The organism is Alteromonas macleodii, from assembly GCF_903772925.1.
Taxonomy (GTDB): Bacteria; Pseudomonadota; Gammaproteobacteria; order Enterobacterales; family Alteromonadaceae; genus Alteromonas; species Alteromonas macleodii_A.
The window spans coordinates 2,144,931-2,160,569 of record NZ_LR812090.1 but is presented as its reverse complement, the minus strand read 5'-3'; the positions used below and the strand labels follow the sequence as shown (position 1 = coordinate 2,160,569).

Genomic DNA, 15,639 nt, shown 5'->3' with positions numbered 1-15,639 from the left:
ATCACCTACCAACAGATTTCACAACATGCAGCTCAGACTAACGATTAAAACCAACTATCGGTAATACAAGATGAAAACGCAACATGTTAAAGAGTTTTCGTCATCACAAATACTGAGGGCATACTTTGGAATACCCAGCTAATGCTGAAACTTGACCCATTTATTTTCTTTGCGAATAAACCCTACATTAGTCACGGCATGAGGCCATTGGTTTTCCGGGTTGTGCACTATCCCTTTTACCGTCTCTAAACTATCCGTATCCTCTGAACCGGTTACAATGATAACGTCTCTGGAAGGCACATAAACAACAATATCGCCTTTCACTGGAAAGGTTTCTTTCGTCCAAAGCGCATCATAAATCAAAAAAGACGCTTCGTAAGTGCCATCCGCAACCACCATAGAGATAGTCGAAGGATCACCTTTAATTTGTAGCGACTCAATAGCATTCATCAAATTAGACATTGAGAGGTCCCTGAGCTCTTCCTCTTTTACATCTAAGTTAGCAATGTCTTCTTTTGGCATGAACTTGATAGATGAAGGCGTATCAATGGCATAAAGAATATAGAGAACATCATTTAGCTTTTCATAAAAGAAAGGCAGCTCCCCCTCACCACCTTCGCTCATCAATTCAGTTATATGATTTATATAACCTGAATCTTTTATTACGGGAAAGATATTCGCTTTATCTATGTTAGCTTTAGCGTCACTACTGTTCCTTGTTAACGCACTGATGTACGCCTCTATAATTACGTCGAGCTTTTCTGGTTCAGAAAGGTAATTCATATAGGCGTTATCGAGGTATGCGGTTGACGTCCCTCCACCGCTGTAAGTCATCTCAACCTCGAGACGGCCTTTTATTTGTGCACTTATAACCTCTGGTTTGGTGGTAACAGCCTTCACATACCTTTTAGTAAACGCACTTTCATCTAAATTGCTTTCGGCAAAGACACTACAGATAAAAAAGCATACAAACGCTACTATAATTTTTCTCATCGTTACTCACTTATCTCCTTATTTATCGTAAAACTTACGATTTCCCTTTTGGGACTTACGCTTGTATTAATTAACTTTTCAAACGAAGGGTTTGCTAGTTTTGCATACTCAAACTTGCACTAGTTATTAAGTAATAATTTCATTCATGTTCGTTAGCAGCCATGAAGAGAAACTTTCTAACGATTCATTTTCCATACTTTTCTTTTATTAACACATTAAAGTATTGAGTATCGTTTGGGCATTCTTCGCTGTTTTTGGCGAAATCGCTACTGCACCCTGGGTTGCAGAATCCAACGGTATAGCCCCTGTATTCAGCAAGCGAATCGGGCTTTACGGGTTTGCCAGATCTAGGGCAGAACTTATTGATGGGTTCCATAGTTTTTCCTTTTAAATGGCCTTAAACAAACGAAACAATACCAGCACTTCACTCTTCATTAGTTATACATTGAAAGCTTAAAAGTTAAGTTCTCTTTCACAGAGGGCCACTCTGTATTAATAATTGAAAACACAACCGTATCTCTGTAGCCACCATTAGGCATTTTTTGATGATTCCTAAGCACGCCGTCTTGCTTTGCGCCCAAACGAGTAATAGCGGCTCGAGAAGCCTGATTATGCCAATTCGTTCTGAACTCTACAGCTATTGCTTCGAGGCTTTCAAAAGCGTGTGTAAGAAGAAGTCGCTTACATTCGGTATTGCATGATGTTTTCTGATAGCTTTTGCTGTACCAAGTGTAACCAATTTCCACCCTTTGATTTAAAAGGTCAGCATTACAAAAGCGTGTTGAGCCAATAACCTCTCCACTCGCTTTGTCTATAACCACGAACGGTAACGATAGTCCTTTGGCTTTCTGCTCTAATGCTGTCGAAATATAGTCATTAATAGTTTTAGCGCTTGGTACAGATGTGAACCATAGTTTCCACAATTCACCGTCGTTTGCTGCGTTCACTAAAGCGTCTGCATGTTCCATTGTTAACGGAACAAGTTTTATGTTCTCAGATTCTAATTCAATATCTTCAAACCACATTTCACTCTCCATGTATGTCCGACTGCGTGTTGCTAAGCATACAATGATTCTAAGAAGTACGTTACACCTAGCGAGACAATAAGAAGCGATGCATTAATTAATGCTCTAAAAGGCAAACTAACCTGCCCGTACGTTCCCTCGCAAAGATGCCTGTCTAGTTTTGTGTTCCGTGTGTGTGGAGTGATTATGCATCCAAGGCTTTTTGCCAAAAAACAGCGCTGCCAGCCTCTGGGTCTAATTCGTAACTACTAAATCCAAATTTTTTATACGCCGCTTTAGCAACATCATTATTGCTCAGTACCTCAAGGGTAATTTTACAGCAACCACGTGCCTTAGCTATCGACTCCACTTTTTCCAATAATTTTTGACTAAGCCCTAGCCCTCTATAGTTTTTATGAACGCAGATATCATGGATGTTGATAAGAGGTTGGCAAGCAAAAGTTGAAAACCCTTCAAAGCAATTAGCTAATGCCGCCGGGCTGTCATCAACGTATACTAAAACACTAAAAGCGTGCGGAATATTAGAAAGCTTAGCAGTAAGGTTTTTCATAGTTGATTCTGCTAGCGGCTCCCCTCCCCCCATAGGATCACATGCGTATTCGTTTAGAAGAAACGGGATATCCTGAGCGTGTTGTTTATTTTTATAATCAGCTTTTACTATCTCTACATTCATAATGGAACATTTTTCCTAGAGAGTTATTTTGAAATATCGTTATTAGTTATGTAAGGCACAACGGAGCATAAAATGCCTGTCTTTCCTAGTTCTGTATCATAAAGACTTTAAACGTGAATTTAGCTACTAACATTAGTAACTTTAAGATTCGCTCTTTTTCCAGTCGTCTGTAAGTTTGCCCGCGAAGCCCCAGTCCTCTTCTTCAATTTCCTGAATTACAACGTGCGTATATTCCGGCTTTTTACCTAAAACTCGTTCTAATGAGCCGGTGATATCTTTCACTATTTCAGCCTTCTGCTCGCGACTTGCACCTTTAGTAATCTGTACGTTCACGTAAGGCATAAGGCCCCCAATTGTTGATTACAGCTATTAAAATGCTTGTACATATCGCTAAGCCTCATTACGCCTTTTGGTTGAAAACAAGCCAAACCAAAATGCCCCTTCTAAAACAAGCCCCAAAATGATGAATAGAAACACACCTGACTGAATACCCATACTGTAAGATGCGATAGCTGCGACTAGAAGAACCAGAGCGATAAGAATTCGATAAACACCATTCATTTAAACTCTCCTTTTAAATGCCTAAAATAAAGATGCCTGTCTAACTTAATTTAGTTTAGTCAACTTTTAAGCTAAAAGCTTAAACCAATTTGTAACATGATGTCTTTAGTGATCAGTCGGTTAGCTTTGCAGTTTAATAGAGAGCAAGTCGGGCACAAAATATATACATCTGTATACAGAGATATCTGACTTATTAAGGTTTAACTTATCGCAATGCATATACTTGATATCTAAGGCCATTTAGAGAAATAGCATGCAAGATCTATATGACATCCATGCCCCAAAAAAAGCGACTAATTTAAGCTTAAACAGCGACTTATTGCACAAAGCTAGAGACTTAAAAGTCAACCTATCTGCGACCTTAGAGCAGGCACTTAAAGACAATTTGAAAAGTCTTGAAGAAGAAAGGTAGAAAAAAGAAAACAAAGCTGCCATAGCTGCGTACAACGAGTTTGTTGCTGAGAACGGCTGTATAGGTGATGAGTACAGGAACTTCTAATGACACAGTTTGAGTCGATTAGGCTTCTTATGTGTCGCGCTGTGACAACCTTTGAATTGCTTTAGGGTCTTCAGATATTTGTCGCTCTATAATGCTTAAGAGATGGACACTTGCTCGGAAACGGTTTATAGCTTTCCGGAGCGGTGTTTCTAAGACTTTTGGGAAACCGATCTAATTCAAAGAGGGCATTGTACTAAATTTCAATTGCTCTCTTTTCTCTACCATGGATGTATATTTCAACAACCAATAAACAGACGATAGTTTTAAAGAGACAACTTATAGACTGAAGAAAGTGCGCTTGACATAATTTATTCAATATAGCCAAACTCAATTAAAGCTGTAATTAATTCTTTTTCAGGTGATTCTTTTGACCAACCTACAATTTGCTTTACTAGTTTCCCATCTTTAAAAAGATAGAAAGTCGGAGTATCCCAATTCTTAATGTCTTTCCAGTCTTTTTTATTTCTTACATTAATAAAATTTGAATCTATCTCACTAATCTCACTATCAAAATAAATATTATCATGAAGATTATATGAAGGCGGTATTAAAAATAACGATTTACTCCTGAATAATTCTAAAACTGATATGTCGGACGAACTTTTGAGCCAGTTTAAAAACCGTTGTGAGGGAGAACAGCTCGGAGAGGCAATTACTACTATCTGATTTTTATCTAATAAATTATTATCAGTAATGACATTTCTCTTATAGCTGCCATCGTATATTGTATACTCACTTATTGCGAGAGGAGAATCTATGATCTGAATGTAGTCAGGTAAAGCATTATACGTTAGTATTTGGCTGTGCGACTGTAAATCATATGCTTTGTCAAAAAGCCTTTCTTTGATGTAGATACCATGTAATTCAGAAAGAAAACCTCCTATAAATTCGCCCTTTTCTTTTTTAGTAATTAAAATTCTTTCAATAGCTTGAATTAGAAAGTCGTCTGGAACGCAGAAGGTAACTTTCACAGCTGTAAGATATATTGTGTGAAGATCTTTAGTAGATAAGCTTTTATAATCTATATTATTTATAAAGCTAGTAAAGCAGGATTCATTAAATGATTCTAGTAATGGGTATATCAACTTTCCTGTTACTGTAACTCCGTCGATATCATAAATCCGCTCTTTTTCATAATTAAAGTTAATTATATTCTCAACGGCATTATAGTAGTTAGTGATTGACGCATTTTCAGGACAGTATTGATGCGCTTCCCCCTTAACGCTGTCTATTTTAAGCATTAAAAAGAAAAGAACGATCAAAGTTTTGAAGAATAAAGTTTTCATAAAGGGACGAGTAGGGTTTCCCCTACCCGTTAAATATAAGTAAAAAGTCTTAGCAGTTAGGAGTACAAATAGAACCTTGTCTTTCGCTACATGTCGCTCTACTGGAGCACCAATAACCTTAGTGGCCCCCCTCGTCACCAATCCCTATAGCGCTTCCATCTTGTGTTGTAAAATCATCGTTTGAATGTTCATCTTTAGAAGGTTTAGGGGATAGTAAAAGTAGAATGTCTGCATCAGACTCGATTCTTGCGTTGCTAAATAATGATATATTGTGTTGAGCTCCTATCATGCTCAGTATTTTATAAATTTGAGTCGGAGTTAACTCCGCTTCTAAGTCTTGGTAGTGATAACTTCCAACTCCTTTTCTGGTAAAAACAACACTATCAATAAATCTTTGCTTTGCATCTGGCGATAATGCATCCAAAGGACTACCTTGCGATGCTATTTCAAAAAGATCTTGAGTTGTTTTAACTGGAGCTAGAGCACTATCAATACGTTTTTGATGCTCATAAATAATTCTCGCTTCACTTAATCCTTTGCCTTCATGTTTTCCTACTAATCCTGTGCTCAAATCACCTGCGAAAACCTTGAAAATTAATGAGCATGATATTAACGCTATTAATTTTTTCATTTCAAATTCCCTTTATTAGTTGAAATTTTAAAGTACGTTAAAAAAAACAAATAAGTCAAGACTTTCTTTCGTTAATGCATATTGAAAATGATCAAGGAAAACTTAATGGTTATTTTACCAATACTTAATATGCGGAGTTGGACAGATAACATAATATAAAAGTTTAAACTCACTCGAGGATTAAAAAACTAAATTATAAAATTTTATATAACTCATTCTTAAAATTTGCGTTGTTAAAAAAATAAAACAAATAAACAAGACCGAATAAACAAGACAGGCATAACTAGAAAAATCCCAAACTGTCCCCTCGTACACTTTCCTCAATCTAAATTCCTATCCAAACTAGTCAGCGATTTAATTAGAGACAGGACACTATGCCTAAATCCCGAAAGTCACAAATTAGTTTATCAGATACGCACTATTACCATTGTGTTTCCCGCTGTGTTCGTCGTGCTTTCTTATGCGGCGTGGAAAACGGTAAAAGCTTTGAACATCGTCGCCAATGGGTAGAAGACCGTATTCATGTTTTAAGTGAGGTGTTCGCCATTGATGTATGTGCTTATGCAGTAATGAGCAATCATACGCACCTGGTATTACACTTAAACAAAGAGAAGGCAGACGCACTGAGTACAGAAGATGTGATTCAACGTTGGCATAAACTGTACAAAGGCACATTACTGTCGCAGCGCTACATGTCACCAGATTCGCGTAAAGATTTACATGAAATTCAAATTAAAGCGGTGGAGTTAACGGCAGAAGTATGGCGTAAAAGGCTATTTGATATCAGCTGGTTTATGCGTGCACTGAATGAATATATTGCTAGGGCAGCGAATAAAGAAGACGACTGCACGGGCCATTTTTGGGAAGGACGGTTTAAATCTCAAGCGCTATTGGATGAGTCAGCCCTTGCCGCCTGTATGGCTTATGTTGATTTAAACCCAGTACGAGCAAAGATGGCAAAAACACCTGAAACATCAGAGTATACCAGCATTAAATACCGAATTAACGCAGCAAAGGTAGGAAAAACACCTAAACGACTTATGCCTTTCGCAGGCAATCCAAGTCAAGAGATGCCACACGGTTTACCTTTTACTCTTCCAGACTACTTACAGCTTGTAGATATAACCAGCCGATATATTCACCCAAACAAGCGCGGCAAGGTTGAGCATAACCTTCCTTCTATATTAGAGCGCCTCAATATTGAACATGAACATTGGCTAACTTTAACTACGCAGTTTGAAACCTGCTTTAAGCACGCCGCCGGCAAAGTAACTCACCTAGAGCAATACGCACAGAATCAACATCAGCAACGGGTTCAAGGACGACACAGTGCGATGCGATTACTCGGTTAACTTTGCAGTTTAATAGAGAGTAAGACAGGCACTATATGTATACATCTCTTCATAACAATTTCGGGCTTGTTAAGAACCTATTTTATGTAATGCGCATCCCTATGCGCATACTTAATATCTAGAAAAATTTGGAGTGATAGCATGCATGGTTTATATGACATCCATGCCCCAAAAAAACGGCTAATTTAAGCTTAAACAGCGACTTATTGCACAAAGCTAGAGACTTAGAAGTTAAGTGCAAAAGTGACTGTCTTGTTTAGGATTAAATGTACAACCTGTTATTTTTCAGAATTTCTCGTATTTGTGCTTGGTCTTGAAGTACCGTTTTATATATCCATTTGTAAAAATATTTTCCATTGGTTGCAATGACTTCTTCTGCTTTTTCTTTACCCAAGATTTGCGTTAAAGAATCTAACTCCATTAAGCAAACAGCAAGATGCAGATAGGTAGAAAATTCGCTTCTACCTCCGTCAGGAAAGCCAACCGGAACAGACGAGTATATCTTTCGTAATTCGGCAACAGTATTATCAACCTCTTCTTTTCTCGCACCTTCGAACCAGTGAATTTGTTCGTGTAGAAGTTGAGACAAGCCAGCGTGGTCATTATTTGGCATAGAAGCCTTAAGGGTTAAAACGGGATGGCTGAAGGGACTCCTCGCTGATTCATCTATAATAATTTTATCAGTGAACCACCATTTTTTAAGATCATACTGTTCAATGAGTCTAAAAATTTGGTCGCGTTTCAACTCTTCTTTCTCAGTGCCATTGGCAAGAGAAACGTCAATTTCGGCAGCAGCAACCTGCGATATAAAAAGAGTAAATAAGGCTGCTTTTATACCTTTCATTTCGACCTCCTTGTCTTTTCAATTACCTAATTAAAATAAAGGGTAGACTGGCAAACAATGTATGACTTTGCACACAAACATGCCTGTCTTGTTTAAAGTATTTTGTTTAGTATTTAAAAATGCAATTTTTTGTTATAAGCCAAGTTTCTGTTGATGCTGAAATAACCCTTTAAGAGCGCTATAGAGTCCGGCAGCCATGGTAAAGTCATGAGTTTCATGCTCAAATTCATCAAATCGCACATTTAAATCAATATTGCGATTTCTTAAGATTGTCTGAACTAACGAGTCATAAACTTGGCGCATTTCGCCCCCTTCATTGCCAATATCCATATAAAGATAATTTTGAATGTGTTTGGCTGTTGCCACGTATTCTTTTGTTGCCTGTAATGTTTCTCGCTCTCCCCACCAAACAGCAGGACTGAACGCTAAATGTCCTTGAAATAGATTTGGACGAGACTGGAAGCTATGAATAACCAAAAGACCTGCAACTGAATGCCCTGAAATTACATTATAGTTATTGGTTCGGTAGTGCATGTTTATGGCAGGAATAAGTTCACCTTCTAAAAAATCCAAAAATTTATCACCACCACCGCCTTCTCCTACTGGCCCTCTTGGATCTTTGTTTACTGTGGGGGCAAAATCTCTCAAACGATTATTGCTGGTGACACCTACGATAATGTGTTCATTTGAGCCTTTAGATAAATGCAGCCTCTGAATCATTCCATTAACCAAGTCACCATTAGCCACCCCATCTAGAACATATAAAACTGGATACGCTTTTGTTCTATTCGTCTTATAAGATGCCGGCAACGCTACAGTTATACTTGGAGTCTCATCCATAATTGTTGACTGGGAAATTTTTATGCTTACGAAATTCGACGCATTAATTCCGATTGAAAAGAAGGCTGTAAGTACTAGAAATACAATTTTCAAACTATAAAGCTCCGTTTCTGGTTGAAAAATTTAAAAGGCACGTACACCCCAATAAGAGATAACAATACGTGGATTAAAATTAGACTAATATATTTTTACAGGAATTTTCCAAGTTCTTTCTATACTTTGAGTAAACAAGCAGCGAAAGATGCCTGTCTTGTTAAGTAAGTATGCAATTACCTAATTAAAATAAAGGGTAGACTGGCAAACAATGTATGACTTTGCACACAAACATGCCTGTCTTGTTTGATACAGCCGATATATTCACCCAAACAAGCGCGGCAAGGTTGAGCATAACCTTCCTTCTATTTTAGAGCGCCTCAATATTGAACATGAACATTGGCTAACTTTAACTACGCAGTTTGAAACCTGCTTTAAGCACGCCGCCGGCAAAGTAACCCACCTAGAATACGCACAGAATCAACATCAGCAACGGGTTCAAGGACGACACAGTGCGATGCGATTACTCGGTTAACTTTTTAGTATTCTATTGAAAGACGTAACGCCCACATTTGTGGCTGGTTCGGAGCGTGCGTAAACATGCCTGTCTTGTTATGTACCCGGAGCGTGCGTAAACATGCCTGTCTTGTTATGTAGTAATAGTGCAAGTACTCGTCGCTCCCGATATCTCCCGTACCACCACCATCGGAATTGCCGTGGTCTGACGACATTATATAAACATGCCCGTCTTGTTTAGTACAGAAGTACACAAACATGCCTGTCTTGTTAAGTACCTGTCTTGTTTAGTATTGTCTTGTTAAGTATTTTGTTTAGTCCTAGTATTTACCATCCATTTCTCAAGCAACTTTTCCACGGCTCGTTATTGCCAGAATATAGCTTAAGAACATCACAAAACCTTTGAAAATCGTACAGCTCGTAACTTTCTACATGACCTTTTTCTATGGCGGTTTGTGCCGCTTTTTTAGCTGGTTTTGAAAACTTTGAACACGTTGACACGTAAATACAGTTTTTCACATTACTAGATGTTCCATCACCTAAAACTGTTTCAGGAGCAGCCAAAAGAGTTGCACCCAAAAACTCTCGAATGCAACTAACAGACTCGATGTGTTCAAGTTTCTTACGCCTTTTGACTTGAACAACGATAGGACTATCAGAATCAACAAACATTAAATCAATACCACCATCATGAGACTTGCCCACCAACTCAACATCACATGAAAAGTGCTCTCTAAATACAGATTGGACTAACTTTTCCATAGATTTATCATGAATATGAATAACATCATTGTTGTGTTTATCCAAATGTTCTTGAAGGCTTCGTATTGGGATATTTTTATCATCGATCTGATATTGTTTCAAAATGCCGCTAGTCACCTCAACTGATCTTGCGTCAATATCTCCAGTAGTCACTTTATTGCACCTTAATCTCCACCAACCACATTTAGGGCATTTTTTAACAGTCTCTTTAGCATCGTAATATCCACCACCTAGCCAGTCAGGATAAGTGAATGAACTATCGAAGTGTGTTTCATTTGTTTTAATGCTACAAAATGGGCAAATATCATCGCTTACTTCATCAAAAAATAGTTGTGTTGCCCCGACAGGTGCTTTGAATCGATCTTGATGACCAGTCGAACGTATGAAGTCACTATAGTCCAATATTTTTCTCATGAAACCACTCCGAAGTCTGATTAAATTATAAACATTTTACTCGTCCCCACACAGTCATCCTTTTTCACATCACTTCGGGATAATTGATCCTAGTATTTTTAAATACCTTAACCCACAAACGATAGAAGAATAGAGAGAAATCCGTGATGTCAAATCCCTCATGTGTTAAAGCCGTGTAGGTACTTTGAGGGTACTTCACGCATCTCGGACGACAAAAGCTAGCTTTCGCTGGCGTTTAAAACTTATTCCATAAAGACTAAAACAAACAAAAATCAATAAATTTTTTTAAATAATATGCCTGTCTTGTTTAGTCTGAGCGAAATTGAACACCTTTATCGGGATGAGTGAACATATGCCATATTTGAGCGAAGCGAGTTCGGCGCGCGTTTACAAATCCCTCTTGAAGCGTTTGTTAGGTCTCAGTCTGCAAGTGCAGATACTCTCATGTGTAATTCTACAAACTCATCAACTTGTCCGTTGAAAAACGTTTCTCGAAGCTCTTCAAATGTTAAAGATGGAAATAGCTTGTTTGCTATTTTTTTACCACCTAAGGCAGCCGCTAAAACATGAGATTTTGATAATGCTTTAACATCACACCAGTCAGTAATAGTGAGGTTTGCACCCGGAACTAAGCGTTCGATACCAGCTGAAGACATATAATTTTCTATTTCTCTCTTCTTAGATACCGTAAAGTTCACGCCTTCTACAAACCCATACTCTGCCAACTTTTCAGCATTTGGAGATGCTTCACCTTCTGAAGTTTTGTCAGAGTCTAAGAAAATGAAGAATGGTTTATTCAAAGTTTCCAGCAAGTCTAGTGTTACCCAATGCTTGATGCTGCCACAACCACCAACAGGGATAGTAACAACTCCAAGATCAGCAAAGTTTTTTTCAACTATTCCACTGTCTTTATATGTATTGGCTAGATGCTCGAACGCAACGCAATCGTCTATGCCTTCGACAAGAAGAAAACATTTTGTACTATCGAACAAGGGGATAAACTGATTGTCGATTGTTATTCCTAGATCGCTCGCAATACCAGAGTGATCATTTACACTTGAATCACATGTGTATGAACCCGCCACTTTGTATACCCTATGCAAGTCAGATTTTTGAGTTTTCGAAACAATTACGGGAGAGTGCGTTGTTAAGAAAACTTGGTAACCAGCAACCGAAATGTCACTTAGCTTTTCGAATAGGTTTTCTTGCGCAGAAGGGTGAAGAAATGTTTCAGGTTCTTCAAAGCCAAAGACGACATTTTGAATTTCATTAGCTCTCTGCTCAGCAAGATGCTCAAAATAAGCCATCATTGTAATTCTTCTGAAGCCGTCACCTCTTGCTGAAAGAGGCACTGAACCATTTCCGTTATCGCTGTCAAAGGTAGTGGTTATTAGCTTACTCCAATCGAATTCTACGTTTGCATGAACCTGTTCACTTTCAGGGACTACAGCATTGATTTTTCTTGTAATAGCAGAAAGAACTGTTTGTAAGTGCCCTATCACCGTATCCTCAAGAGCTTCAGTATTCACCTGTTGCTGAATGATGTTAAACGCCAAATCTTTAAAGTATTTCTGTATAGTTGAATCACTTTCTGACAAAGGGGCGTCCGCTACAAAATATTCAAACCTAGGCAAGCATGACTTAATAGCGCTCTCAGTCTTTTTAAGGCGAGATGCTCCTGAAGTCGGTAGCTTCTCTGAAATATACGAAGATTCATCTCCACGAGCGATAAAGAACTCTCGAAGTCTATTTCTTTTCTCTGCATTATTATGGACTTCACCAGTGTCCGGGTTTGTCATTAAACCTGGTTCCGCTTCTAGCTCATTATCTCGACATAGCTTTATGAGTTTAGCTTCCGTAAGTGAAAAGAAATCTAGCTCACCAAATGAGAGCCTTTCTACAAAATATTCGGGAGTAATTTTACCTGACTTGGTTCCATCCCATCTTTTTGTAAGATGTAAATAACCATCACTATTCACTAAACCTTCAGCTTCAAAAGTCGTGGTAGTATTCTCGTCAATAACAATTTGCGTATGATTCGGACAAAAGTAAAGTTCGATTACAGAAAATCGTTCTGTCGTGTTGTTTAAATATTCTGCTTGATACTGCCTTGAATTTAAAAAAAGATCTAAGGCTTTCAATATGGTTGACTTGCCCGCATCATTTTTACCCACGAAAACATTGAAATCTTTCGCAGGTATTTCTACTCGCTCACTAATCCCCTTAAAGCCACTAATCGCAATTTTTTCTAATTTTATCATTATCCCTAATTCCAACTGATGAGGTTTAACAGTCTAATCGTTCCTAAACCGTCATGCTAATCCACACAACATTCGGGAACCTGTCCGTGTTTTTAGAACTACAATAACCCACAACCAACAGAAAAATAAAGAAAAAACGTGCTGTCCTTTTATCTCAATAACAAAAAAGCCAGCATAAGCTGGCTTTCAAAACACAAAAACAAATCTCGTCTTATAAGAAAACTACTTCCCCTGCCTAGCAGCCAATTTCTCCAGCTGCTCGTCAGTGGCAGGAAGCTGATGCTTCTCTTTCCACTCTGAATACGGCATTTTGTATACTACTTCGCGTGCGGCTTCGTAGTCGATATCAGCGCCCTGCTCGCTTGCAGCTGCCGAATACCATTTCGCCAAGCAGTTGCGGCAGAAATCCGCCAAAATCATTAGGTCGATGTTCTGCACGTCTTTGTTTGCGTCTAAGTGTTCTACTAAGCGGCGGAATACTGCTGCTTCTATTTCGGTTTGCGTTTGCTTATCCATTATCTAATACCTCTAAAAAAGCGCTTTTCGTTATAGGTTGGATGTGAGGGTTAAAAAGTAAAACCCAACCCGTTACGGCTTTTAAAACCCAAAACGAAAAAAGGGAGCCAAGCTCCCTTTTTACTTATATACGGCTAACTAGGTTTAAAACCTAATCGGCATTACTCTGCGTCGTCAGACTTAGGCGCAGGCTTTTCTAGAAGCTCTTTAATGCTTAGGCGTACACGGTTTTGGCGGTCGATTTCCATAACCTTAACGTCAACCATTTCACCTTCTTTAAGGTAGTCAGTAACCTTGTTCACACGCTCGTGAGCGATTTGTGAAATGTGAACAAGACCTTCTTTACCTGGAAGTACTTCTACGAACGCACCGAAGTCTACAATACGTGTAATCTTACCGTTGTAAGTCTTACCAACTTCAATTTCAGCCGTTACTTGCTCAATCTTGCCAATAGCGATGTCTGCTTTCGCACGCTCTGTAGCGAAGATTTTGATAGTACCGTCGTCTTCAATCTCGATGTTAGTGTCAGACTCTTCAGTAATTTGACGGATCATTGCGCCGCCTTTACCGATAACGTCACGAATCTTGTCTTGGTCAATCTTCATTGTGTAAATGCGTGGAGCAAATTCACTTAGCTCTTCACGGTGACCGCCAATTGCTTCGTCCATTACGTTAAGAATGTGCAAACGTGCTTCTTTTGCTTGTTTAAGCGCAATTTGCATGATTTCTTTAGTAATACCTTCAATCTTAATGTCCATTTGAAGTGCAGTAATACCGTCGGTAGTACCCGCTACTTTAAAGTCCATGTCGCCAAGGTGATCTTCGTCACCAAGGATGTCTGAAAGTACAACAAAGTTGTCGTCACTCTTAACTAGGCCCATTGCGATACCCGCAACAGACGCTTTAATTGGAACACCTGCATCCATAAGCGCTAGTGAAGTACCACATACCGACGCCATTGAAGATGAACCGTTTGATTCTGTGATTTCAGAAACCACACGTACTACGTACGGGAATTCTTCTTCACTTGGCATTACTGCTTGAATACCACGCTTCGCTAGACGACCGTGACCAATTTCACGACGCTTAGGCGAACCAATCATACCGGTTTCACCAACACAGTATGGAGGGAAGTTGTAGTGAAGCATGAAACGGCTGTCGCGCTTACCTTGAAGCTCGTCAATCATCTGTGCGTCACGCTCTGTACCTAAAGTAGCAGCAACAATTGCCTGCGTTTCACCACGGGTAAATAGTGCAGAACCGTGAGTACGAGGAAGAATGCCTGTTGCTACGTCTAGAGCACGAATCATTGCAGGCTCACGACCGTCGATACGTGGCGCGCCAGAAAGGATGCGTGAACGTACTACGTCAGACTCAAGATCGTGAAGAAGGTCTAGTACTTCTTTCTTGTCTTGTTCTTCGTCTTCAGCAAGGATAGCTTCTAGTGCTTTTTCAGTTGCTGCAGTTACTGCGTCTTTACGCTCTAACTTGTCAGAAATCTGGTAAGCAGCTGTCATTTCAGCTTCAGCTAGTGCTTTAACTTTGTCTTTAAGTGCAGTGTTTTCTGCTTCTGGTGCCCAGTCCCACTTCTCAGTGCCAACTTCAGCAGCGAATTCGTTAACCGCGTTAACTACAGTTTGTAGTTGCTCGTGACCGAACATTACCGCACCTAGCATAGTATCTTCAGAAAGCACGTCAGCTTCTGATTCAACCATGAGTACTGCACCTTCAGTACCCGCAACAACAAGGTCAAGCTGGCTGTCAGCTTGCTCTTCTGTGCGTGTATTTAGAATGTATTCGCCGTTGCTATAACCAACACGAGCCGCACCAATTGGGCCGTTGAAAGGAATACCTGAGATAGCAAGCGCTGCAGAAGTACCAATCATAGAGATGATGTCTGTAGGGATATCTGGGTTAGCAGACATTACAGTAACAACAACTTGTACTTCGTTCTTGAAGCCTTCTGGGAATAATGGGCGAATTGGGCGGTCGATAAGACGCGCAGTCAATGTTTCGCCTTCAGATGGACGACCTTCACGCTTGAAGAAACCACCTGGGATTTTACCCGCAGCATATGCTTTTTCTTGGTAGTTTACTGTTAGAGGGAAGAAGTCTTGATCTGGTTTGGCTTCTTTTTTACCAACTACTGTTACCAGTACAGACGTGTCGTCCATGCTCGCAAGAACCGCAGCTGTCGCCTGACGAGCAATTACACCCGTCTCTAGAGTTACAGTATGCTGTCCATACTGAAATGATTTAGTAATAGGAGTCACTATTTGTCCTTTAATTTCAATCTTTATTTTATCGCTTTTAAACGCGGCGCATAGTATAGCTTTGAAGTAGCTGTAATGCCATTGCCAAATACAGCCCCGCGTGGAATTTATTTAGTGAATTTGCGAAAAATCGCTATCACCTATAGCACCATGACTATAT

At 39.3% G+C, this 15,639-nt stretch carries 15 protein-coding genes and 1 pseudogene; 2 read left to right on the top strand and 14 right to left on the bottom strand.

What is annotated here, in order from left to right; all coding sequences use genetic code 11:
* Window positions 1-138 precede the first annotated feature (138 nt).
* The 6 genes from PCAR9_RS09330 to PCAR9_RS09305 all read right to left on the bottom strand — a co-directional run bounded on the left by PCAR9_RS09330 (window position 139) and on the right by PCAR9_RS09305 (window position 3,252).
* Entirely contained in the window at window positions 139-993 is an 855-nt protein-coding gene (locus PCAR9_RS09330) for a DUF1444 family protein (RefSeq protein WP_179983359.1), read from the bottom strand.
* Window positions 994-1,177: 184 nt separating this feature from the next.
* Window positions 1,178-1,369 carry a YHS domain-containing protein gene (locus PCAR9_RS09325; RefSeq protein ID WP_136781430.1) on the bottom strand — a complete coding sequence of 64 codons (192 nt, stop codon included), beginning with the start codon at window positions 1,367-1,369 and terminating at the stop codon, window positions 1,178-1,180.
* 58 nt (window positions 1,370-1,427) lie between these two features.
* Entirely contained in the window at window positions 1,428-2,018 is a 591-nt protein-coding gene (locus PCAR9_RS09320) for a GNAT family N-acetyltransferase (protein WP_179983358.1), read from the bottom strand.
* Window positions 2,019-2,202: 184 nt separating this feature from the next.
* On the bottom strand, window positions 2,203-2,691 hold the full coding sequence (locus PCAR9_RS09315; protein WP_179983357.1) for a GNAT family N-acetyltransferase: 489 nt from the start codon (window positions 2,689-2,691) through the stop codon (window positions 2,203-2,205).
* A 141-nt stretch (window positions 2,692-2,832) separates the two neighbouring features.
* Window positions 2,833-3,033, bottom strand: a complete 201-nt coding sequence (locus PCAR9_RS09310; RefSeq protein ID WP_179983356.1) for a tautomerase family protein — start codon at window positions 3,031-3,033, stop codon at window positions 2,833-2,835.
* Between the two features lie 48 nt (window positions 3,034-3,081).
* Window positions 3,082-3,252 carry a hypothetical protein gene (locus PCAR9_RS09305; protein WP_179983355.1) on the bottom strand — a complete coding sequence of 57 codons (171 nt, stop codon included), beginning with the start codon at window positions 3,250-3,252 and terminating at the stop codon, window positions 3,082-3,084.
* Window positions 3,253-3,505: 253 nt separating this feature from the next.
* Here PCAR9_RS09305 and PCAR9_RS09300 point away from each other — a divergent pair.
* Window positions 3,506-3,751 (top strand): annotated as a pseudogene (locus tag PCAR9_RS09300) (type II toxin-antitoxin system CcdA family antitoxin).
* A gap of 308 nt (window positions 3,752-4,059) precedes the next feature.
* Here the strand turns inward: PCAR9_RS09300 and PCAR9_RS09295 are convergent.
* Together PCAR9_RS09295 and PCAR9_RS09290 are read right to left on the bottom strand one after the other, a co-directional pair.
* Entirely contained in the window at window positions 4,060-5,175 is a 1,116-nt protein-coding gene (locus PCAR9_RS09295; protein ID WP_179983354.1) for a thioredoxin domain-containing protein, read from the bottom strand.
* Window positions 5,156-5,668, bottom strand: coding sequence for a hypothetical protein (locus tag PCAR9_RS09290; RefSeq protein WP_179983353.1), 513 nt, complete (start codon window positions 5,666-5,668; stop codon window positions 5,156-5,158). The genes PCAR9_RS09295 and PCAR9_RS09290 overlap by 20 nt, the downstream gene beginning before the upstream one ends.
* Before the next feature lie 374 nt (window positions 5,669-6,042).
* Between PCAR9_RS09290 and PCAR9_RS09285 the strand changes: the two genes are divergently transcribed.
* Complete coding sequence (locus PCAR9_RS09285; RefSeq protein WP_179983352.1) at window positions 6,043-7,020, top strand: transposase; 978 nt, start codon at window positions 6,043-6,045, stop codon at window positions 7,018-7,020.
* 262 nt (window positions 7,021-7,282) lie between these two features.
* On the opposite strand, the gene PCAR9_RS09280 is transcribed toward PCAR9_RS09285, so the two are convergent.
* The 6 genes from PCAR9_RS09280 to pnp form a co-directional block, all read right to left on the bottom strand.
* Entirely contained in the window at window positions 7,283-7,864 is a 582-nt protein-coding gene (locus tag PCAR9_RS09280; protein WP_179983351.1) for a hypothetical protein, read from the bottom strand.
* Window positions 7,865-7,996: 132 nt separating this feature from the next.
* Entirely contained in the window at window positions 7,997-8,797 is an 801-nt protein-coding gene (locus PCAR9_RS09275) for an alpha/beta hydrolase (protein ID WP_232091165.1), read from the bottom strand.
* A 783-nt stretch (window positions 8,798-9,580) separates the two neighbouring features.
* Window positions 9,581-10,429: a restriction endonuclease gene (locus tag PCAR9_RS09270; protein WP_179983350.1), complete on the bottom strand. Its 849-nt coding sequence runs from the start codon at window positions 10,427-10,429 to the stop codon at window positions 9,581-9,583.
* Window positions 10,430-10,848: 419 nt separating this feature from the next.
* On the bottom strand, window positions 10,849-12,690 hold the full coding sequence (locus tag PCAR9_RS09265) for an ATP-dependent nuclease (protein ID WP_179983349.1): 1,842 nt from the start codon (window positions 12,688-12,690) through the stop codon (window positions 10,849-10,851).
* A 222-nt stretch (window positions 12,691-12,912) separates the two neighbouring features.
* Entirely contained in the window at window positions 12,913-13,206 is a 294-nt protein-coding gene (locus tag PCAR9_RS09260; protein WP_179983348.1) for a DUF1244 domain-containing protein, read from the bottom strand.
* 161 nt (window positions 13,207-13,367) lie between these two features.
* Entirely contained in the window at window positions 13,368-15,479 is a 2,112-nt protein-coding gene (gene pnp / locus PCAR9_RS09255) for a polyribonucleotide nucleotidyltransferase (RefSeq protein ID WP_179983347.1), read from the bottom strand.
* Window positions 15,480-15,639: the final 160 nt, after the last annotated feature.